Source organism: Polaromonas hydrogenivorans (genome assembly GCF_040105105.1).
Classification (GTDB): domain Bacteria; phylum Pseudomonadota; class Gammaproteobacteria; order Burkholderiales; family Burkholderiaceae_C; genus Polaromonas; species Polaromonas hydrogenivorans.
Genome location: NZ_CP157676.1, coordinates 175,308 through 196,302, shown reverse-complemented (window position 1 = coordinate 196,302; position 20,995 = coordinate 175,308). Strand labels below are relative to the sequence as shown.

Genomic DNA, 20,995 nt, shown 5'->3' with positions numbered 1-20,995 from the left:
CAGCCCTGAGCCCTTGCTGGACAAGCGCTGACAGCTATGGTTTTGATAAGGGGTAGGGTGATGGGCTTAGCGGCGCGAGCCCTGCTGGATGCGACTGCGCAGCCAGTTGGAAACCAGATCGGCAGCGATGACCATCACCGTGATCACCACAATGCAGGTGGCCGTTTCCTGGTAGCGGAACAGCTTGAGGCTGCTGACCAGCTCGAAGCCCAAGCCGCCCGCGCCCACCATGCCCAGCACGGTGGCCGAACGCAGATTGACCTCAAAGCGGTAGAGCACTACGGCAATCCAGGCGGTGATGGCTTGGGGCACGACGCCAAAAGCGATCACCTGCAACTGCGTGGCGCCGGCGCTGCGCAACGCCTCCAGCGGGCCTTGGTCAATTTCTTCAATGCTTTCGGCAAAGAACTTGCCCAGCATGCCCATGCCGTGCAGCGCCAGGGCCAGCACGCCGGGGAACGGGCCCAGGCCCACGGCCGAGACAAAAACCAGCGCCAGAATCAGCTCGTTGATGCTGCGCACCACGTTGAGAAACTGGCGCGTGACGCGGCGCAGCCAATGCCAGCTGTGCAGGTTGCTCGCGGCGATGAAGGACAGCGGTAGCGCGAGGATGACGCTCAGCAGCGTGCCCCAGATGGCGATCTGGATGGTTTCCAGTGCCGGTGCCCACAGGCGGTTCAGGATGCTCCAGTCCGGTGGCACCGAGCGGGTGAGGAAGTCGCCGATCTGCGGCATGCCGTTGGCCAGTTCGCCCCAACTCATTTGTGCGCCGCTGGCGCTCCACTGCAGCACCCAGGCGATGGCCAGCGCGGCGGCAGCGTAGCCCAGCCAACCCAGGGCGCCCTCGGGGCGCGTGGCGGTCCAGTTCCAGCTGTCGTGGGACATGTGGGGTGTGGTTGTAGGTGTATTCATCACAGACTTCCCACAGACGCGCTGGCCTGCATCCAGGGGACCGACGGCAGCACTGCCGCCGTGGCGTGTGCAGGCACGGGTGCATCCGCACGGGGGTACGCCTCCTGCGGCTCACCATGGTAGATGACTTGCAGCGCGGCCTCATCCAGATCGGTCGGCGCACCATCAAACACCACGCGGCCTTGGGCCAGGCCGACCACGCGGTCGCCGAATTCGCGGGCATAGTCCACCTGGTGCAGGTTGCAAACCACGGCAATGCCCAGCTCGCGCGTGGCATCGCGCAGGTACTGCAGCACGCTGCGGGCGGTCTTGGGATCCAGGCTGGCAACGGGCTCGTCCGCCAGAATTACCTGCGGCTGCTGGGCCAGGGCGCGGGCAATGCCCACGCGCTGCATTTGCCCGCCCGACAGGGCCTCGGTGCGCTCATCGGCCTTGTGGGCCAGGCCTACGCGCTCCAGGCACTGGTCGGCCAGACGGATGTCACTGGTGCGAAACAGCTGCAGCAGCGAAGGCAGCGTGCCTAGTTGACCCAGGCGGCCGGTGAGCACGTTCTTGCGCACGGACAGGCGCGGCACCAGGTTGTGGTGTTGAAAGACCATCGCCACATGGCGCGCCAGCTCGCGGCGGGAGTGTTTTTGCATCAGATCGATTCCGCCCACTGCCAGCATGCCGCTGTCGGGGTGGTTCAGTCCATTCATGCAGCGCAGCAGTGTGGACTTGCCCGCACCGGACAGGCCCAGCATGACCACGAACTCGCCCGGGCGCACGTCCAGGTCGATGCCGTGCAGCACATGGTTGCTGCCATAGCTTTTGCGCAGTTGGCGGATCTGGATCATTTCATGCGTCCCAGGTCCAGCTTCAGGGCTTTGGCGGTTTGGCGCACCACGTCGTAGGCCTGATCATTGGTGGGAGCGAAGCCATTGAGCACGCCTTGGTCACCCCAAGGCAGGTCCTTGATGTCGGCCATGGCAGCGGCCACTTTTTGCTTGGTGGCTGCATCCAGGTTTTTGCGCCAGACCATGGGCGACTCAGGGATAGGCTGCGAGCGCCAGATCACGACAAAGTCATCGGCCTTGACCAGACCCTTGCTCGCAGCCGATTCAAAAATTCGGTCGGCCACGGAGGCGGCATCCACCTTGCCGTTGGCCACGGCCATGATGCTGGCATCGTGCGAGCCCGAGAAGATGACGCGCGAGAAACCCTTGTCGGTGTCAAAACCTTCAGCCATGAGTCCTGCTTTGGGAAACAGGTGGCCCGAAGCGGAGCTGGGGTCCACAAACGCAAAGGTGCGGCCCTTGAGTTGGTCCACCGTCTGCAGGCCTTTGTCTTTGCGGGCAATGACCATGCTGTGGTACGCGCTCTTGCCGGTCTTTTTGGTCACGGCCACAGCAAAAGCCTCGGCGCCGGCCACCTCGCTGGCCAGCACATACGAGAAGGGGCCGAGGTAGGCGATGTCGAGCTTGCCAGAGCGCAGCGCTTCAATCACACCGTTGTAATCGTTGGCTACAAAGGGCTTGACCTTCATGCCCGTTTTGGCGGCCAGTTGGTCCATGACCTGCTGGCTGGAGCGAATCATGGCCTGAGCATCCTCAGAAGGAATAAGGCCCACGCGCAATTCGGTGGTCTGGGCGAAAGCGGTTCCGGTCACGGCCAGCACCATTGCAGCAACGGAGGTGTGCAACCAGGTCTTGCGGGTCATCGTCATGGAAGAAATCCTTTGCATTTCAGCATTCGCCACAGCGGGATGCCGTGGGTTGGAAGGAATTTTAGGGACGACATATTTCAGTCATGTGAAAGTTTTAAAATGGTTTTTACCAATTTCTATAGAACAAACCTTGAGATGACGTTTCTTCCCAACCTGCCATGAGTTCCGCCCGTTACCGAACCTTTGTGGCCGTGGCCCACCATGGCAGCCTGAGCGCCGCTGCTCGCGCGCTGGGACTGAGCCAGCCCACTATCTCCAGCCAGATCGCCACCCTGGAGCGGCAAAGCCAGGTGGAACTGTTTCACCGCCAGGGCTATCGCATGTCACTCAGCAGTGCGGGGCACAAGCTCCTGTCGTTGGCGCAAAAGCTCATCGCCCTGGAGTCGGAGGCCGATTTCTTTCTGCGCGACTCGGGCAAGCTGCATCAGGGCGAGCTGAAAATTGGCGCGGTGGGGCCTTTTCATGTGATCGAGATGGTGGCCGCCTATCGCGCACAGCACCCGGGCATGCAACTGTCGATCCGCATGGGTAACTCGCAGCAAGTGCTGCACGACCTGGAGCGTTACACCACTGACGTGGCGGTACTGGCGGGTTTGTATGAGCGACCTGAGTTGGTCGTGCGGGAATATGCGCGCCACGCCATCATTCTCTTCGCACATGTGGACCACCCTTTTGCGCAGCGTGCACAGGTGCAGATGCATGAACTGCAAGGCCAGCCATTGCTGCTGCGTGAACAAGGATCGACTACGCGCACCGCCATGGAAAGCGCGCTACAGGCTGCCGGCGTGCAGCCGCGCAGGAGTCTGGAAATAGGCAGCCGCGAAGCGATCCGCGAAGCCGTGGCGCGCGGCCTGGGGTTGGGTGCGGTATCGGAGGCTGAATTCATTCCCGATCCGCGCTTTCGCCCCGTGCGTATCGCAGGTGACCCGGCGAGCACTACCACCTATGTGTATTGCATGGCCGAGCGCCGCGACAGCATACTTATCAGTTCTTTTTTGGCGGTAATTTAAACGAAACTCAGTTGTAAATCGTGCCGTATGAATTGCTTCAACGAGCTATCTCCTATGCTTAAAAGGCGCGCCAGGGTTTACCCACCCCTCAAGGGCCTGTCCAAAGGACCTAACCTAAATAGCTGCTATGGGTCGGAGGACTAAACCGCTCGCGCGGTAGTCCGCCGCCAAGGCCCCGGTGCTTGTTAAACATCGCGTCCCTGTCTATGTTGGCGAGCGAGGCAATCGGCCTCGTTCTTCGACAGGAGCACGATCATGATCCCTTCGACCCAAGCCATCTCGCCGCTGCGCCAGCGCATGCTCGACGACATGCGCATGCGCAAGCTCGAACCCAAGACCCAGGCCGCCTACGTTCGCGCGGTGCGATACCTCGCCGGCTTTCTAAGACGCTCGCCCGACACAGCCACCGTAGAGGATTTGCGGCGGTTCCAGTTGCACATGACCGATCGAGGCATCTCGCCGATCACGCTCAACGCCACCATCACCGGGCTGAAGTTCTTCTTCGACGTCACGCTCGACCGGGGGAGCTGATGGCCCGAATGAGCTACGTGCATGTGCCCCAGAAGCTGCCCGTGGTGCTCAGTCGCGACGAGGCTGCGCGCCTGATCGCTGCGGCCTCCAACCTGAAGTACCAGACGGCCCTGTCCATCGCGTACGGCACCGGGCTTCGGGTCAGTGAGATCGTGGCACTCAAGGTCGGCGACATCGACAGCCAGCGCATGACGCTGCGCGTCGAGCAGGGCAAGGGTCGCAAGGACCGCTACGCCATGCTCTGTCCCTTGCTGCTGGAGCGGCTGCGCGCCTGGTGGCGAGTCGCCCATGCCCAAGGCAAGATGCTGCCGGGCGGCTGGCTGTTCCCCGGCATGAACCCGGTGGATCCATTGACCGCACGCCAGCTCAACCGCGCCGTGCACGCCGCCGCCGAAGCGGCCAGGATCGACAAGCGCGTCTCCATGCACACGCTGCGTCACAGCTTCGCCACCCATCTGCTGGAGCAGAAGGTGGACATCCGTGTGATCCAGGTGATGCTCGGGCACAAGAAGCTGGAGACCACCTCGGTCTACACCCATGTCGCCACCGAGGTGCTGCGCGAGGTGGTCAGTCCGCTGGAGATGCTGCAGCCCGCGTAGGTTGTCTTGCGTGGCGCACCCCGCCCTGGAGGTTGCCGACATCTTTCGCACCCACGGTCCCGATTGGCGCAACGCGCAGCAGGGTCACCTGAGCCTGGGCCAGCTCAAGGTCATGTCGGCCATCGAGCAGTGCCGCAGCGCGGCGCTGGGGGGCCATGTGTTGCGCTGCGAAGGCTGCGGACAGGACCAGATCGCCTACAACTCGTGCCGCAACCGGCATTGTCCGAAGTGTCAGGCCAGTGCGGCACAGCGCTGGCTCCAAGCGCGTCAAGCCGATCTGCTGCCGGTGGACTACTACCACGTCGTATTCACCTTGCCCGCGCCGATCAGTGCCATTGCGTACCAGAACAAGGCCGTGCTCTACGCGCTGCTGTTCGACGTGGCCGCCGAGACCTTGCTGACCATCGCGGCGGATCCGAAGCACCTGGGCGCCAGCATCGGTGCGACCCTGGTGCTGCACACGTGGGGGTCGGCGTTGACGCATCACCCGCATGTGCACGGGATCGTGCCGGGCGGCGGTTTGTCGCCAGGCGGCGAACGTTGGGTCGCCTGCAAGCCCGGGTTCTTCCTGTCCGTGCGCGTGCTGTCGCGGCTGTTCAGGCGACGCTTCCTCGAAGCACTCACCCAGGCGCATCGCTCCCATCGGTTGCGGTTCTTCGGCGAGCTCGCTGCTCTGGCCGACGCGCACGTGTTCGCCGACTGGCTCTGTCCACTGCGCCAGTGCGAATGGGTGGTCTATGCCAAGCGCCCGTTCGCCGGCCCCGAAGCGGTGCTGGCCTATCTGTCGCGCTACACACACCGGGTGGCCATCTCCAACAGCCGGCTTCTCGCCATGGACGAGCGGGGCGTCACGTTCCGCTGGAAGGACTATCGGGCCGAGGGCCGCACGCGCCACAAGACGATGACGCTCGATGTGGATGAGTTCATGCGTCGCTTCCTGCTGCACGTTCTGCCCGCTGGCTTGCATCGCATCCGCCACTACGGATTTCTGGCCAACGGCAACCGCACGGTCAAGCTGAGGCGCATTCGCGAACTGCTGGTGCAAGAAGTCGATGCCGCCGCGCAAACATCGAGCGTCGATGTCGGGCCTTGTCCTGCTCAACCGGCCTTCCTCTGTACGCACTGCGGCGCTCCGATGATCGTCCTGCTGACCTTCGCTCGCGGGCAACCGATCCGCGCACCACCCCAGCGGGCTCAGGCACCATGAGTACAAAGCTGCATCAGCGTTCGAGGCAACCTCGATCCCTCGTCTTCGTGGGTCGCGAGGTGCTTTTGTCTTCATGCTCAACGAAGGCCCTTGTAGCTCGTCCTGTCTCCGGCCAAGTCAAGGTGACGACTTCGATCCGCTGCGCTGTGCCAACGACATTGGCCGGTTCGCCAGGCGCATCGTCGGCGCCGACTCGCCCCCAGCACCCCGAATCCCCATAGATTCGTCGCTTTCCCAAGCCCTTGCGGTGCATTGCGCGGTTTCCTCCTTCGAGGCTTGTCCAACACCTGCCCTCATGCCGTCGTCATGCTTGACGCTGTCATGTCGCACGGGCAGGCATCGGACAACCCTTAACTGAAGCAGTAGATGGTCAACGTCCGCAATGTCGCCGGAAAAAATGCTAGCTAAAACTCGGAAAACTCTCTGGAGCCACCATTCAGTTGGGATACCCGTTTTACCCCATGCCAGTCACAGGCCGCGTCCACAGCCTATGTGTAGCTGTTCAGTCGAGGCGGATGTTACTGGCGCGAATCACCTTGGCCCATTTGTCGCGCTCGCCCTTGGCATAGGCGGCCATCTGCGCCGGCGTGCTGGGAATCGCTTCCAGGCCCAGCGTTTGGAAGCGCGCTTTGACCTCGGTGGTGTCCAGCGCCGCCAGCAAGGCCCGGCTCAGTGTGGCAACCGCCTCTGGCGGCGTGGCCGCAGGCACCACCAGCCCTTGCCACGCATAGGCTTCAAAGCCCTTCAGGCCTTGTTCGGCCAGCGTGGGCAAGGTATTGAAGGTGGCGATTCGTTTCGGGCTGGCGACGCCGATCGGAATCAGCCTGCCGGACTGGATGTGCTGGTAGCCGCTCGCGGTGTCAACGAACATCATCGGCACCTGGCCGCCGATCACGTCCTGCACTGCCGGGGCGGCGCCCCGGTAGCCCACATGCACCATCTTCAGACCGCTGAGCTCGCGGAACAATTCGGTCGCCAGGTGGTGCGGGCTGCCGGCCCCCGGCGTGGCGTAGTTCACGCCGTTGGGCTGTTTTTTGGCCCAGGCCAAAAATTCGGAGAGGTTCTTCGCCGGAACAGTGGGGTTGACGACCAGTATCATCGGGAAGCGCGCCATCAGGCCGACCGTCGCGAAGTCTTTTTCGACGTTGTAGCTGAGCTTGGAGTACAAGGCCGGGTTGGCGGCCATCGTGGCCGTGTCGCCGGTCAGCATGACATAACCATCGGGCTTGGCCTTGGCGGCGTAGTCGGCGCCAATGTTGGTGGCGGCGCCGGGCTTGTTGTTGATGATGATGGGTTGGCCGAGCGTCTTGCCCATCGGCACTGACAGTATCCGGGCCACCACGTCCGAGCCTCCGCCGGCCGGGTAGGGCACGACCCATTCGATGGGCTTGTCGGGATAGGCCGCAGCCGCCGCGATGGGCAAGGCAAGTGCCGCAGTGGTCAGCCAGCGGCGCAAGGCGTGGGCATTTCTCATGGGGTTGCTCCAGTGATCTATGACAAAAGCAATTGGACCGGCAACCCAAAAGATGCCATACCGGTGTGAAAGGCTGGCAAATGATAGTCAAGCCTGGTTGCGCACGCAACATAGGGTATGTACCCACTGGCCGGTGCTCATCTTCACCACCCATCGCCAATGGTTCTGACGGGCTCGCGCCGGCCTGCTGCGGGATCAAAGAATGACACTGCCTTCAGTGCAGAAAGGAGGCTATTGCACCCGACTCACTCTTCGAGCGAGCCGACAACCTCTGCGGCTTCCCGCGCATGGGCAACCAGGCGATCGAGCAGGTGATCCAATTGCGCGCGCTCTGCTGGACTGAGGCAAGAGACGATCTCGTCATTGCGGCGTTCGATCACGGTCATCAAACGCTGCCAGACAGGCTTGCCTCGGGCGGCCAGGGTCAGCACGACCCCACGCCCGTCCGTGGCACTGGCTTGCTTGTGCACCAGACCCAGATCGACCAGCGACTGCGCAGCGCGGCTGGCCTGAGCCTTGTTCAAGTTGGCCCGGTACGCCAGGTCCTTGACCGACAGCGGACTGAACGCGCCGATGGCCGCCAGGCACCGGCCCTCGCTGAACGGGATGCCGGCATCCAGCACATACGCGGCTTGGCTAACCCGGTCGGTCAGCTTGGACAGTGTGTGCAGGCGGTGGGTCATCGTGCGTTCGAGAGAAACCGGTTCAGTCATGGCAAGGGCTTGCAGAAGTAAACGTTGGGCGCATTGGTAACCAAACCGTGTACGTGAGGGACAAAAAGGGCAACAATTTTTACGACCCTTTTGACGGGTCCGAGGAGTCTGAAGCCTTTATGCCTCAAAACTAGTTGCGTACGCAACTAGGGAAACTACCAATCACAATTTATTCAGGGTCGTCAATAATAGTTGTGTGCGCAACGATCATCGTTGATTTCGATCAATGAATCGCTTCCTTGACAGGGCGCGCAGCGGCGATGTTTTGCCGTGTTCCCCCCAACCATGCAAGCAGCCGCCACTTGCGGCAGGAGCGTCAAATTGAATTCATACGATTCCAAATCGCACGGCCTCGGGGATCTACCGCCCACGCCGCTGGGCACCGAGCGGCAGGTCGTAGACAAGGTCACGCGCCACCTGATGTGGTTTTTGTTCCTGCTGTTCGTTGTTTCCTTTCTGGACCGCATCAACATCGGCTTTGCGGGCCTGACGATGATGAAGGACCTGGGCCTGACGAGCACCCAGTTTGGCCTGGCGACCACCTTGTTCTACATCGCCTACATCTCCTGCGGCATTCCGAGCAACCTCGTGCTGGCGCGCATTGGTGCCAGGAAGTGGATCGGCTCGATCATGATTGCCTGGGGCCTGGCCTCGACCGCGACGATGTTTGCGACCAGTCCCGAGAGTCTGTATTTCTTTCGTATCCTGGTGGGCATCACCGAAGCTGGCTTCTTGCCGGGCATGCTGCTGTACCTGACGTATTGGTTTCCCTCGGCCTACCGGGCCCGAGCCAATGCCTTGTTCATGATCGCCATGCCGGTCACCGCTGCCGTCGGCTCGGCAATCTCGGGGGTCATCCTGAGCATGGACGGGATGCTGGGCCTGAAGGGCTGGCAGTGGCTGTTCCTGCTCGAGGGTCTGCCGGCTGCCATCCTCGGCGTGGTGGTGTACTTCTACCTCAACGACTCGCCCACACAGGCCCGCTGGCTGACGAGCCTGGAAAAAACCACGCTGGCCCGCATGCTGGCGGCTGAACACCAGGCTGATCCCGTCGCCAAACCTGCCGGTCCCAAGGTCAGCCTGCTGTCCGAGCTGACCTCCGCGACCGTGCTCAAATTCTCGGTGGCCTACTTCTGCCTGGTCAACAGTCTGGCGATGGTGGCGGTCTGGACGCCGCTGATCGTCAAGAGTTTTAGCGGCGGCGCGAGCAACACGACCATCGGGCTGCTGGCCGCGATTCCGTCCATCTGCACCGTCATCGGCATGATCTGGTGGGGCCGGCGCTCCGACCGGGCGCAGGAGCGCCGCTGGCACACCGTGCTGCCCATGCTGCTGGCCGCCAGCGGCTGGCTCATCACGGCCTATTCGCCGCAGCCTGCCCTGCAACTGCTGGGCATCTGCCTGGCCTCGACCGGCGCCTACACCGCCATGTCGATCTTCTGGACCACCCCCGACCATGCGCTGAGCTTTACCGCACGGGCGCTGGGTATTGCCGTGATCAATGCCATCGGCAACGTCGGCTCGGCCATAAACCCGCTGGTCGTGGGCTGGCTCAAGGATGCGACGCAAAGCTTTGCGACCGGACTGATCTACGCCTCAGTGCTGCTGGTCGTGGGCTGCGCAGTCATGTTGATCGTGCCGATTGCGCGTACGCCGAAGCTCGCTGCGTCAACGTAGTGAACCTGCTGAATCTGGTAAACCTGATAGACAACCCAAAAGGAAAATTTCATGTCGCATGAATTCGTACCCTACCCATTCACGGCCCAGCGTTACCCGGCGTCGCTGCCACCGTTGAAGGACGGTTTAGAGGGCCGCCGGCACCCGGTGGTCGTCGTCGGTGGCGGGCCGGTCGGCTACACCACCGCGCTCGGTCTGGCCAGCCATGGCGTGCCGGTCGTCTTGATCGAAGCCGATGATTCGGTGTGTGCCGGCAGCCGGGCAATCTGCATCTCGCGCCGCAGCCTGGAGATCGCCGAGCGCCTGGGCGCGGTCGATGGTTTCCTGAAAATCGGCTTGCCGTGGACCGGCGGACGCAGCTTTTACCAAGGCACCGAAGTGCTGCACTTCAAGATGCCACAGGACGAGAACCAGAAGCTGCCGCCCATGCTCAACCTGGCGCAGTACCACATCGAGCAGATCCTGCTCGAGCGGGTGCAGCAGTTGCCCGAGCTCATCGAGGTCCGATGGCAAACCCAGGTCACCGCGATCGATGCCCGCGAAGACGGCGCGCGATTGACGCTGTCCATCCCTGGGGGAAGCTATCAGTTCGACGCCGACTGGGTGGTTGCGGCCGACGGCGGGCGCAGCTTCCTGCGCGAGTCGCTTGGTTTGCCGCTCAAGGGCACAAGTTATGAAGGCCGCTATGTGATCGTCGATATCCTGCTCGACAGCGACCGGCCCACCGAGCGCCTGGCTTATTTCAACCCGCCGTGCAACCCGGACTCGACCGTGCTGGTGCACAAGCAACCCGACAATGTCTGGCGCATCGACTACCAATTGCGCGACGGCGAGGATCCGGACGAGGCCATCAAGCCCGAAAACGTGATGCCTCGCGTCGAAAGCCTGCTGGAAATGATGGGCGAGCAGGGGGCCTGGTCGCCGATCTGGATCACGATCTACAAGGCCAATGCGCTGACGCTCGAGCGCTACAGACAAGGCCGGGTGCTGTTTGCCGGTGACGCGGCCCACCTGGTGCCGATCTTTGGCGTGCGCGGTGCCAACTCCGGCATCGATGACGCCGACAACCTGGCCTGGAAGCTCGCCTTCGTCATCAAAGGCCTGGCGTCAGAACGCCTGCTCGAGAGCTACTCGGACGAGCGCGTGGCGGCCGCGCACGAAAACCTGAGCTACGGCACCAAGAGCACCGAATTCATGGCGCCGCCTTCTTTTGCCTTTGACCTGATGCGCCAGGCCGTGCTCAGCCTGGCGGTCAAGCACGCCGGTGTGCGCCCCTTGATCAACCCGCGCCAGTCGTCGGCCATCAGCTACACCGCGTCGCCGCTCAATGCGGCGCTGGAGCGTTCAGCCGAATTCACGGCCGGGCCGGCCCCCGGGTCGGTGCTGCCGGAGTGCCCCTTGACCCTTGCTGGCGACGGTGCGCCGCGCGAAGGGCACATCACCGATGTGGTGGCGGCCCGCTTTACGGCCTTGTACTTCAGCGAGGACGGCGCGGTACCCGCCGAGCTGCACACGCTCGAGCAAACGATGCAGACCCGCGGGCTGCCCTTCAAGGTGCTGGCCATCACGCGTCGCCTGGACGCCGAGGCATCGGCGCTGCACGGCTGGGACCATACGGGCCGGCTGTTTGCGATGTACGGCGCGGCCCCTGGCACGCTGTATCTTGTGCGGCCCGATGGTCATGTGCTGGCGCGCTGGCTTCAGGGCACAGCGGTCGAGGTCACGGCGGCAATCGATCGGGCACTGGCTTGATGCCGTGTCAATGCCTTCTTAATGCATTGTTAATGCCGCGATATTCCGTCTAACCCGTAAACCCCTATCAGGAGAATCCAATGACCGACAGTGAACTCGATGCCGTCTATACCCGGCTTTGCAAAACAATGACGCAGCTCGGCGAAAACAACGCCCAATTGTTCCTGGCGCGCTTTGCCATGCTGGCGATTGACCGCCTTGGCAACAGCGAGGTGGCGCAGCAACTCATCGACGCCGCCGCCGAGGACATGACCTCTGCAGCCAGCCACTGACTCCCTGGAGGATTGCGCCATGAGCACAGACACCTTGCACTACCAGAGCGGCTTTGCCAACGAGTTCGCCACCGAGGCGCTGCCCGGCGCGCTGCCCGAAGGGCGCAACTCGCCCCAGCAGGCGCCCTACGGGCTGTATGCCGAGCAGCTCTCGGGCACGGCGTTCACCGCGCCGCGCCACGCCAACCGGCGCTCCTGGCTGTACCGCATCCGCCCGGCAGCGATGCACCTGCCCTTCGAGCGCATCGGGGAGGGCAGCCGCTGGCTCAGCCGCTTTGACGAGGTGCCCACGCCGCCCAACCAGCTGCGCTGGGATCCGCTGCCTATGCCCGATGCCAGCGAGCCCACCGACTTCGTCGACGGCATGGTCACGATGGCGGGCAACACCAGCTGCGGCATCCACCTGTACGCGGCCAACCGCTCGATGGACACGCGCTTTTTCTACAACGCCGACGGCGAAATGCTGATCGTGCCCCAGGAGGGCCGCCTGCACCTGGCCACCGAGATGGGCGTGCTCGAGGTCGAGCCGCAGGAGATCGCCGTGATTCCGCGCGGCGTGCGCTTTCAGGTGAGCTTGCCCGACGGCCAGGCGCGCGGCTACGTCTGCGAGAACTACGGCGCGCTTTTCAAACTCCCTGACCTGGGCGTGATTGGCTCGAACGGCCTGGCCAACCCGCGCGACTTTCGCACCCCGGTGGCCGCCTACGAAGACAGGGAGGGGGAGTTCGAGTTGCTCGCCAAGTTCAACGGCCACCTGTGGAAGGCCGCCATTGGCCACTCGCCATTGGACGTGGTTGCCTGGCACGGCAACTACGCCCCTTACAAATACGACCTGCGCCGCTTCAACGCCATCGGCTCGATCAGCTACGACCACCCGGATCCGTCGATCTTCCTGGTGCTGCAGTCGCCCACCGATACCCCGGGCGTGGACGCCATCGACTTCGTGATCTTCCCGCCGCGCGTGCTCACCATGCAGAACACCTTTCGCCCGCCCTGGTTTCACCGCAACTTCGCCAGCGAGTTCATGGGCCTGGTCCACGGCGCCTACGATGCCAAGGCCGAAGGCTTTGTGCCCGGGGGCGCGTCGCTGCACAACTGCATGAGCGGCCATGGACCGGATGCCGACACCTTTGCCAAGGCCAGCAGCGCCGACACCTCCAAGGCCGACTACATCACCGGCACCATGGCTTTCATGTTCGAGACGCCCACGGTGATCCAGCCCACGCGCTACGCGCTGGAGACGGTCCAGCTGCAGCACGAATACTACCGCTGCTGGCAGGGACTAAAGAAGAACTTCGATCCCACGCGGCCCTGAGACGCACCGGACCGCACCACACCACATAAAGAAACACCATGCATACCTTGAACGAAACCCATAACCCGGCGCTGCGCAGCTGGGTCGCCTCCGCCAACCTGGCGAGTGCCGACTTCACTATCCAGAACCTGCCGTTCGCGGTCTTCCGCCGCAAGGACAGCGCTGAAGCCTTCCGCGGCGGCGTCGCCATTGGCGACCAGATCCTGGACCTGGCTGCTGTGGCGGCCTCTAGCGTGTTCAGCGCCGAGGCCGCGTCCGCGGTGCAGGCCGGCGCGCAGGACAAGCTCAACGCCCTGATGGCGCTGGGCGCCAACGCCTGGTCTGCCTTGCGCCTGGCGCTGTCGCGTGCCCTGCGCGCAGGCGCGGCCGAAGAGGCCCAGCTAGCCGCCTGCCTGGTGCCGCAGCAAGATGCCGAATACGGCGTGCCGGCGCGCATCGGCGACTACACCGACTTCTACACCTCGGTGCACCACGCCACCAACATCGGCAAGCAGTTCCGTCCGGACAACCCGCTGCTGCCCAATTACAAATGGGTGCCGATCGGCTACCACGGCAGGGCCTCCAGCATCGGTGTCTCGGGGCGAAGCTTTCTCCGCCCCATGGGCCAGACCCTGCCGCCTGGCGCCACGCAGCCGTCCTTCGGTCCGAGCAAGCGGCTGGACATCGAGCTCGAACTCGGCATCTTCGTCGGCACCGGCAATGCGCTGGGCGAACCGGTTTCGATGGCGCAGGCCGAAGACCATGTGTTCGGGATGTGCCTGCTCAACGACTGGTCGGCGCGCGACATCCAGGCCTGGGAATACCAGCCGCTGGGCCCGTTCCTGTCAAAAAACTTCGCCACCACCATCTCGCCGTGGATCGTGACGCTGGAGGCGCTGGCCCCTTACCGCGTCCCCTTCCTGCGTCCCGAAGCAGACCCGCAGCCCTTGCCCTACCTGGACTCCGAGGCCAACCGCCAGCAAGGCTCGCTCGACATCCAGTTGCAGGTCGGCTTGCAAACGCCCAAAATGCGCGAAGCCGGCCAGGGCGATGCCACCATCTGCCGCACCAGCTACCGCCACGCCTACTGGACCGTGGCGCAGATGGTGACGCACCACACCGTCAACGGCTGCAACCTGCAGCCCGGCGACCTGTTCGGCAGCGGCACCCTGTCGGGCCCGACGCTGGACCAGGCCGGCGCGCTGATCGAGCTGACCACCGGCGGCAAGAACCCCCTGCAACTGCCCAACGGCGAGAATCGCACCTACCTCGAGGACGGCGATGCCATCGTGATTCGCGGCTGGTGTGAAAAGGCCGGGGCGGCACGCATCGGCTTTGGCGAGTGCCGCGGTATGGTGATGCCCGCCCGGCAGATCTGAGCGGAGCGCCGCCTGCCATGCTGGTGCTTTATACCTCTCGCAGCTCGGCCTCGTACCGCGTGCGCATTGCCTTGGAGCTCAAGGGCCTGGCCTACGAGGCGGTTCCCGTGCACCTCGTGCGCGGCGGCGGCGAACAGCATTCGGCCGCGTTTGCCACGCTCAACCCGGCCGAGCTCGTTCCGGTGCTGGTGGACGGTGAGGTCACCCTCACGCAGTCGCTGCCCATCATCGAATACCTCGAAGAAAGGCATCCCGCGCCGGCCTTGCTGCCGCCCGATCCGCCCGGGCGCGCGCGGGTGCGCGCCATCGCCCAGACGATTGCCTGCGAGATTCACCCGCTGAACAACCTGCGCGTGCTGCAGCGCCTCGAAGCTACCCTGGGCGCCAGCGCACAGGCCAAAAGCGCCTGGTACGCCCACTGGGTGGCGCTGGGCTTCACGGTGGTCGAAGCCATGCTCAGCCAAAGCGCAGCCACCGGCCGGTACTGCCATTGCGACACGCCGACGCTGGCCGATTGCTGCCTGGTGCCGCAGATCTACAACGCCGAGCGGTTCGGCGTTTCGCTGGCCGCCTACCCGACGCTTCGACGCATTGGCCAGGCTTGCCTGGAGTTGCCCGCCTTTGAGCAGGCTCATCGGCTTCATGAAGACCTTGTCGCGCGAACTCGGCGAATTCGGCATACGCGTCAACGCAATTTTGCCCGGCGCCGTGGAGGGTCCGCGCCTGCATCAGGTCTTCGAAGGCCGCGCGTCGACCACGGGGCGCAGGAGGAAGCCGCGGCGTTGGCCAATCAGTCGATCAAGCGTTTCGTCGACCCCGCAGACATTGCGGCACTGGCCGTCTTTCTGGCCTCCGACGCCGCACGCTCGATCTCGGGGAAAATGATTCCCATCGACGGGGACTCGCAGAGCGCGTCTTGAAGTCCATGGCACATCTGTCATCAGCAACTACTTTCACGAGGCAAAAAACAATGTAATACTTCAACCACTTTGGAGGCAACATGCAGTTCTATCTGAATGGCTACGCGCCCGGCGACCCCGACATCGTCAAAGAGAATCTCCCCGACGCCGTCGACGTTCTTGTCATTGGCAGTGGGCCTGCAGGGGCATTGCTGGCCGCACAGCTGTCGAACTTCCCCAGCATCAGCACGCGATTGATCGAGCGCCGAGACAGGGCGCTCCAGGTCGGTCAGGCGGACGGCATCGCCTGCCGCACAGTTGAAATGTTCGAAGCTTTCGGTCTGGCGCAAAAGCTCATGCGCGAGGCCTACTGGGTGAACGAGACCGCCTTCTGGCGTCCGTCGAAGCAGGACCGCAACCGGATCGAGCGTACAGGCCGCATCCAGGACACCGAGGATGGCCTGTCGGAGTTCCCGCACCTCATCGTCAACCAGGCCCGCCTGCAGCAGTACCTGCTTGACTACATGCGCATGTCGCCGACGCGGCTCGAAGCCGATTACGGCCTGGAATTTGTCAATCTGACTGTCGAATCCGACGGTGAGTATCCCGTCGTTGTCACACTGCGTGATGTGGTAAAGCGCACGGAGTCCGTTGTGCGAGCCAAGTACGTGGTGGGCTGCGACGGCGCGCGCAGCCTGGTGCGCGATTCGATCGGGGCCGTGCCAAGCGGCGACTTTGCCAACCACGCCTGGGGCGTCGTGGACATGCTGGCCACGACCGACTTCCCGGACATCCGCCTGAAAGCCGCGATTCAGTCTGGCGACGAGGGTAACATCCTTCTCATCCCGCGCGAGGGCGGCTACATGGTGCGGCTTTACGTCGATCTCGGCGAGATCGACCCGAACAAACGCGAAGCCTTCCGTGACATTACCCAGGAGCAGGTCATCGAGACCGCTCAGCGTGTGCTGCGCCCGTATACGCTCGACGTGAAGAGCGTGGTGTGGTTCGCGGTGTACCAGGTCGGCCAGCGCGTCACCGACCGCTTCGACGATGTTCCCGTGGATCAGGCCGGATCCCGCCTGCCGCGCGTCTTCATCGCCGGCGACGCCTGCCACACGCACAGCGCGAAGGCCGGCCAGGGCATGAACGTTTCGATGCAGGACGCGTTCAACCTTGGCTGGAAACTCGTCTGCGTTCTCGAGGGACGCGCCGGGCCGGAACTGCTGCGAACCTACTCTGCCGAGCGCCATGCGATTGCCCAGGGTCTTATCGACTTCGACAAGGAGTGGTCGAAGATCATGGCATCGCCGCCGAAGGATCCGATGCACCCGGAACTCGGCGGGCTCGATCCGCAAGAGCTTCAGGCGTACTTCGTGAAATCGGGCCGCTACACGGCAGGTGTGGCGACGCACTACGCGCCGACGACGGTACTGACAGCCCAGGCCACCCACCAGGCGCTCGCCAAGGGATTCACGATCGGCATGCGTTTCCATTCGGCGCCGGTGGTGCGCCTGGCCGACGCCAAACCGGTGCAGCTCGGCCATGCCGCCCGTGCCGATGGCGCTTGGCGCCTCTACGCCTTTGCCGATGCGAGTGGAAAGCAACTGCGCGAACTCGCCGCCTTTTTGGCGGAATCGCCGAATTCTCCGATCCGCCGCTTCACCCCGACGGGGGCGGACATAGACAGCGTCATCGACGTTCGCGCGGTCTTCCAGCAGGGACACCGCGAACTCAAGGTCGAAGAGCTGCCGTCCATCCTGCTTCCGCGCAAGGGGTGCTTCGGTCTCATCGACTACGAAAAGGCCTATTGCCCTGACCTCAAGAACGGCCCTGACATCTTCGATCTCCGTGGCATCGACCGCGAACAAGGTGCAGTGGTGATTGTGCGCCCTGACCAGTATGTCTCGTACATACTGCCGCTGGATGCGCATGACGAACTCACCGCATTCTTTGGCCAATTCCTGCTCGATCGTCACTAGGATTTGTTCAAATCCGCCCCACTCCCTCATTTTCAACAAAGAAAACAATGTGATCCCCCACGTGTAAATGTTGACGTTGTGCGCGCCAGCATCGGTGAATATGCAGACAAGACACCTTCGACTGGCTGGTCACCATGCAGGCCATGCACGAAGGCGTTTGCATGGCCGACGAAGCGCCAAACCTAATCCCGGGTATGCCGTACAAATTCCGCGGCGACCCGGAGCTTGCCAACGCCTTGATCGAAAGTTTCGGCGAGGCCGAAATTCAGTTGGCGCGCAATAACTTGCCGCATTACGCATGCGGGGCTACCAATCATGTAGGTTCGAATTCCGCGAGTTCCGGCAGTCAGATCGAACCAGGAGCTTGTTGAGGCTCGCAACGCATCAAAATCAAAAAATAGGAGACAGGCCATGACAACAGCAACCAATCCCGGGACCGAAGCCCGGCGAATGCGAACCGTGGTATGGATCGTGGGGCTGGCCACGCTGGGGCTGATCTTCGACGGCTACGACCTCGTCGTTTACGGCACGGTCGTCTCGACCTTCCTGCGCGACCCCTCCCATATCGGCACCGTGACGCCGGCCATTGCGGGCGTGCTGGGCAGCTACGCGCTGGTCGGCGTGCTCATCGGGGCACTGCTCGCCGGCACCGTCGCCGACATCGTGGGGCGCCGCAAGGTGATGCTGTTCGCCTACGCCTGGTTCTCCATCGGCATGGGGCTCACGGCGATGACGGCGACGACGACAACGTTCGGATGGATGCGGTTTTTCACCGGCCTCGGCGTCGGCGCTCTGGTGGCCACGACCGGAGCGCTGGTGTCCGAGTTCGCACCGAAAGGCAAGAAGAACCTGTGCAACGCGATCACTTATTCGGGCGTGCCGCTGGGAAGCCTGCTGGCCGCCCTGCTCGCCATCCTGCTGCTGCAGAGCATCGGCTGGCGCGGCATGTTCTGGATCGGCGCGCTGCCGATCATCACGCTCCTTCCGCTGGCCTACTTCAAGATGCCCGAATCCGTGGCATGGCTGGTCTCGCGCGGTCGGCTCGAGGAGGCACGCGCGATCTCGGCACGTACCGGCGTCGAGATGCCCGAGGCCGTGCCAACGGCGGCCGCTGCGGCCGTTCCCATGACCGAAGGCAAGGCCGGGTACGCAGGGCTGTTCGGGGTGGGCTACCTTTTCCCTACCATTGTCTTGGGGCTGATGAGCGCCACCGGCCTGGTGCTGGTCTATTCGCTCAACACCTGGCTGCCCGAGCTCATGCTGCGCGCGGGGTTCAACGCCAAAGGCTCGCTGTCGTTTTTGCTTGTTCTGAACGGCGGTGCGGTAATCGGAGCGCTGCTGGGCTCGCGAGTCGCAGACCGATTCGGGCCCAAACCGGTGGTCGCGTCCTGTTTCCTGATCGGCGCCATTGCGATCGGGCTGCTGACCCTCAGACTGCCCCTCGGTGCGCTGCTGGCCGTGGTCGCGGTTGTCGGATTGGGCACCAGCGGCACGCAGACGCTGATCTACGGCTTCGTCGCGAACTACTACCGCACCAACGTCCGCGGCGCCGGCGTGGCGTGGTGTGCCGGCTTCGGTCGCCTCGGCGGTGTCGCTGGCCCCATACTGGGTGGCTTCCTGATCGGCGGCGGGTTCGCCCTCGACTCGATTTTCTACGTTCTGGCGGGGTTGGGCCTGCTGGGCGTGCTGCTGACGCTGATGGTGCCGATCTTGCGCGCCCCGCGCGAGCTACGCTCGACGCTCATCGAACCGACGGCCAAGGCTGCATTGGGCAAGGCCGCCGCCTCCGCCCGCAAGACTTGAGACTGGAGGAACGATCATGTACAAGCGAATTCTCGTGGCGATCGACGCCACACCCACCGACGAGAACAGATCGGCGCTGAAGCGGACCGAGCAGATCGGCCTGCTGACAGGTGGCACGGTGTACGTGCTGCATGTGGCGCGCAGCCACATCGTCCCGGGTGACATAACCGGGGGCGCGGGCCTGGGCGTGCGCAGCGCCGCGGACGACGTCGAGGTTGAAGACCGCAATGTGGTCCAGGCCTTCGTCGACCAGCTCTCCGCGGCGGGCATTGACGCGCACGGCGAGATGGTGAGCGCGACGGAGCACGATATCGCCAGCGTCATCGTGCAACGGGCCAAGGAACTTGATGTGGATCTGCTGGTGCTCGGGCACCAGCACCACCGCGGCGCGGGCAGTGTGTTTCGATCCAGCGTCGCCGAGCAGGTCATCCACCAGTACCCGCCGATCTCGATCCTGCTGGCGCGGCCGCCGACCGTGGGCTGATCCACACGGGCTCCGCCGCCCCCTTCGGCTTGTATGGTGAAGGTGCTGGGGTGAGGAACGACACATTCGCAATCGGCCGTTCGCATCGGACCGACAGTCTGAGCAATTCCCACCCCGCCCTAACGTCGATTAAGAACTGAGCCACCGCCCTGACCGAGAGACAGGACGAGGGCCGATCTGAACGCAAGCTAACGTAGTGGCGGGATGTTGCACCCCAGCAGGGTCTATTTTTCTGTTGATTGGAGGAACTGTCCATGTCTACTGCGAAGGACTTCTACGGTGTGGATGTTGCCAAGGCCGAACTGGTCATCGCCCGCAAGGGCGAGCCTGGCATCCACACCATCGCCAACGAGGCCGCAGCCATCGGCGCCTGGCTCAAGAGCCTGCCGCCAGGCAGCACCGTTGCCATGGAATCGACCGGCCGGTACCACCGGGTGCTGGCCGAGTTGGCCGCGACCAGTGGCTGCATGGTTCTGTCGCGTTGCCAGTTGATAAACGTGTTTGGGGTAGGAACGGATGCCAGCTCCTCAAACGGGACGGATTTGTCCTGCCAATGCATAAAACTGGTCGGCAAAAGACAGCTCGATACAGCCTTCCAGCAGGAACTGACCTTTGCGGATCATGTGCATGAGTTCGATGCCGGCCAGGACATTTTTGGCCGATCGAAATGACTTGAAGTTGAGCATCGGTTTGGTGACCCGTTTGACAGCGCGATGGTCCTGCTCCACGATGTTGTTGAGGTACTTCACTTGTCGCACGATGACCGGTGTTTCACCTCGGGCATTGATCTCATCCATGGCCGCCTTGTTGGCGCCGCTCTTGTCCATCGTGACCTTCTCTGGAACACCGTTGGCCTTCATGGCTTTTTCAAAGAACCGCAGGGCTGCGGCCTTGTCGCGCCTGGCCGTCAGCAGGAAGTCGACTGTCTTGCCTTCCTTGTCCACCGCGCGGTAGAGATATTTCCAGGCGCCCTTGACCTTGATATAGGTTTCGTCCATCCGCCAGCTGCCGCCCACCGCGCGCTTGTGCTTGCGGAACACTTTCTCAAGCAAGGGCAGAAACCGGATTGCCCAGCGATTGATCGAGGAATGGTCGACAAACACGCCGCGTTCCTCCATCATTTCCTCGAGATGGCGGTAACTCAACGGATAAGCCGCGTACCAACGGATGCATACCAGAATCACGTCAATTGGAAATCGCATCCCTTTGGTTGCCAGCATCGCGTTTCATACCCGTCGCAAAAAAGAACTCAGCATAAACGAGCAGGCGGTACGACCGCCAATGCGACAGAACCCAATCTTTACA

Annotated in this window: 18 protein-coding genes and 3 pseudogenes; 14 read left to right on the top strand and 7 right to left on the bottom strand. The window is 63.2% G+C overall.

The genetic code is table 11. The annotated features are described in order from the left end of the window. Positions 1 to 66: 66 nt before the first annotated feature. The 3 genes from phnE to phnD are packed head-to-tail and all read right to left on the bottom strand — an operon-like array spanning position 67 to position 2,617. Complete coding sequence (gene phnE / locus ABLV49_RS21780; protein ID WP_349281879.1) at positions 67 to 885, bottom strand: phosphonate ABC transporter, permease protein PhnE; 819 nt, start codon at positions 883 to 885, stop codon at positions 67 to 69. Between the two features lie 26 nt (positions 886 to 911). After that, entirely contained in the window at positions 912 to 1,748 is an 837-nt protein-coding gene (gene phnC, locus ABLV49_RS21775) for a phosphonate ABC transporter ATP-binding protein (RefSeq protein WP_349281877.1), read from the bottom strand. Continuing rightward, positions 1,745 to 2,617 (bottom strand): phosphonate ABC transporter substrate-binding protein, encoded by an 873-nt coding sequence (gene phnD, locus ABLV49_RS21770; protein WP_349281876.1) that lies wholly within the window; start codon positions 2,615 to 2,617, stop codon positions 1,745 to 1,747. Before phnD ends, phnC begins: the two co-directional genes overlap by 4 nt. A 158-nt stretch (positions 2,618 to 2,775) precedes the next feature. Between phnD and ABLV49_RS21765 the strand changes: the two genes are divergently transcribed. From ABLV49_RS21765 to ABLV49_RS21755, 3 genes and pseudogenes are all read left to right on the top strand, one after another. Continuing rightward, on the top strand, positions 2,776 to 3,627 hold the full coding sequence (locus tag ABLV49_RS21765; protein ID WP_349281874.1) for a LysR substrate-binding domain-containing protein: 852 nt from the start codon (positions 2,776 to 2,778) through the stop codon (positions 3,625 to 3,627). 255 nt (positions 3,628 to 3,882) lie between these two features. Further along, positions 3,883 to 4,757, top strand: a pseudogene (locus ABLV49_RS21760) (tyrosine-type recombinase/integrase). Between the two features lie 10 nt (positions 4,758 to 4,767). Beyond that, positions 4,768 to 5,964 carry an IS91 family transposase gene (locus ABLV49_RS21755; protein ID WP_432280031.1) on the top strand — a complete coding sequence of 399 codons (1,197 nt, stop codon included), beginning with the start codon at positions 4,768 to 4,770 and terminating at the stop codon, positions 5,962 to 5,964. 502 nt (positions 5,965 to 6,466) lie between these two features. Here ABLV49_RS21755 and ABLV49_RS21750 read toward each other — a convergent pair. Together ABLV49_RS21750 and ABLV49_RS21745 are read right to left on the bottom strand one after the other, a co-directional pair. Next, positions 6,467 to 7,438, bottom strand: a complete 972-nt coding sequence (locus tag ABLV49_RS21750) for a Bug family tripartite tricarboxylate transporter substrate binding protein (RefSeq protein WP_349282426.1) — start codon at positions 7,436 to 7,438, stop codon at positions 6,467 to 6,469. A gap of 245 nt (positions 7,439 to 7,683) precedes the next feature. Beyond that, positions 7,684 to 8,151 (bottom strand): MarR family winged helix-turn-helix transcriptional regulator, encoded by a 468-nt coding sequence (locus ABLV49_RS21745; RefSeq protein WP_349282044.1) that lies wholly within the window; start codon positions 8,149 to 8,151, stop codon positions 7,684 to 7,686. Positions 8,152 to 8,571: 420 nt separating this feature from the next. Here ABLV49_RS21745 and ABLV49_RS21740 point away from each other — a divergent pair, with 420 nt between their 5' ends. From ABLV49_RS21740 to ABLV49_RS21690, 11 genes and pseudogenes are all read left to right on the top strand, one after another. Next, positions 8,572 to 9,828 (top strand): MFS transporter, encoded by a 1,257-nt coding sequence (locus tag ABLV49_RS21740; RefSeq protein ID WP_349282449.1) that lies wholly within the window; start codon positions 8,572 to 8,574, stop codon positions 9,826 to 9,828. A gap of 51 nt (positions 9,829 to 9,879) precedes the next feature. Continuing rightward, positions 9,880 to 11,580 (top strand): FAD-dependent oxidoreductase, encoded by a 1,701-nt coding sequence (locus ABLV49_RS21735; RefSeq protein ID WP_349282424.1) that lies wholly within the window; start codon positions 9,880 to 9,882, stop codon positions 11,578 to 11,580. Positions 11,581 to 11,660: 80 nt separating this feature from the next. Then, positions 11,661 to 11,852 carry a hypothetical protein gene (locus ABLV49_RS21730; protein WP_349282422.1) on the top strand — a complete coding sequence of 64 codons (192 nt, stop codon included), beginning with the start codon at positions 11,661 to 11,663 and terminating at the stop codon, positions 11,850 to 11,852. Between the two features lie 19 nt (positions 11,853 to 11,871). Then, the gene (hmgA, locus tag ABLV49_RS21725) at positions 11,872 to 13,167 is read left to right on the top strand and encodes a homogentisate 1,2-dioxygenase (protein ID WP_349282421.1); all 1,296 of its coding nucleotides are present in this window, start codon (positions 11,872 to 11,874) and stop codon (positions 13,165 to 13,167) included. A 38-nt stretch (positions 13,168 to 13,205) separates the two neighbouring features. Next, positions 13,206 to 14,525, top strand: a complete 1,320-nt coding sequence (gene fahA / locus ABLV49_RS21720) for a fumarylacetoacetase (protein ID WP_349282419.1) — start codon at positions 13,206 to 13,208, stop codon at positions 14,523 to 14,525. A 20-nt stretch (positions 14,526 to 14,545) separates the two neighbouring features. Then, positions 14,546 to 15,157, top strand: a pseudogene (maiA, locus tag ABLV49_RS21715) (maleylacetoacetate isomerase); the annotation flags it as partial. Continuing rightward, positions 15,156 to 15,445 (top strand): annotated as a pseudogene (locus ABLV49_RS21710) (SDR family oxidoreductase); the annotation flags it as partial. The pseudogenes maiA and ABLV49_RS21710, both read left to right, overlap by 2 nt. An 80-nt stretch (positions 15,446 to 15,525) precedes the next feature. Then, complete coding sequence (locus ABLV49_RS21705; RefSeq protein ID WP_349282417.1) at positions 15,526 to 17,403, top strand: FAD-binding monooxygenase; 1,878 nt, start codon at positions 15,526 to 15,528, stop codon at positions 17,401 to 17,403. Positions 17,404 to 17,564: 161 nt separating this feature from the next. Then, on the top strand, positions 17,565 to 17,774 hold the full coding sequence (locus ABLV49_RS21700) for a hypothetical protein (protein ID WP_349282415.1): 210 nt from the start codon (positions 17,565 to 17,567) through the stop codon (positions 17,772 to 17,774). Between the two features lie 40 nt (positions 17,775 to 17,814). After that, on the top strand, positions 17,815 to 19,206 hold the full coding sequence (locus ABLV49_RS21695) for an MFS transporter (RefSeq protein ID WP_349282413.1): 1,392 nt from the start codon (positions 17,815 to 17,817) through the stop codon (positions 19,204 to 19,206). Between the two features lie 16 nt (positions 19,207 to 19,222). Beyond that, complete coding sequence (locus tag ABLV49_RS21690) at positions 19,223 to 19,690, top strand: universal stress protein (protein WP_349282411.1); 468 nt, start codon at positions 19,223 to 19,225, stop codon at positions 19,688 to 19,690. 274 nt (positions 19,691 to 19,964) lie between these two features. Here the strand turns inward: ABLV49_RS21690 and ABLV49_RS21685 are convergent, their stop codons facing one another. Further along, a complete protein-coding gene (locus ABLV49_RS21685) occupies positions 19,965 to 20,159 on the bottom strand; it encodes a hypothetical protein (protein ID WP_349282409.1) in 195 nt (64 codons plus the stop codon). Between the two features lie 58 nt (positions 20,160 to 20,217). Next, complete coding sequence (locus ABLV49_RS21680) at positions 20,218 to 20,910, bottom strand: IS6 family transposase (protein ID WP_349282290.1); 693 nt, start codon at positions 20,908 to 20,910, stop codon at positions 20,218 to 20,220. Positions 20,911 to 20,995: the final 85 nt, after the last annotated feature.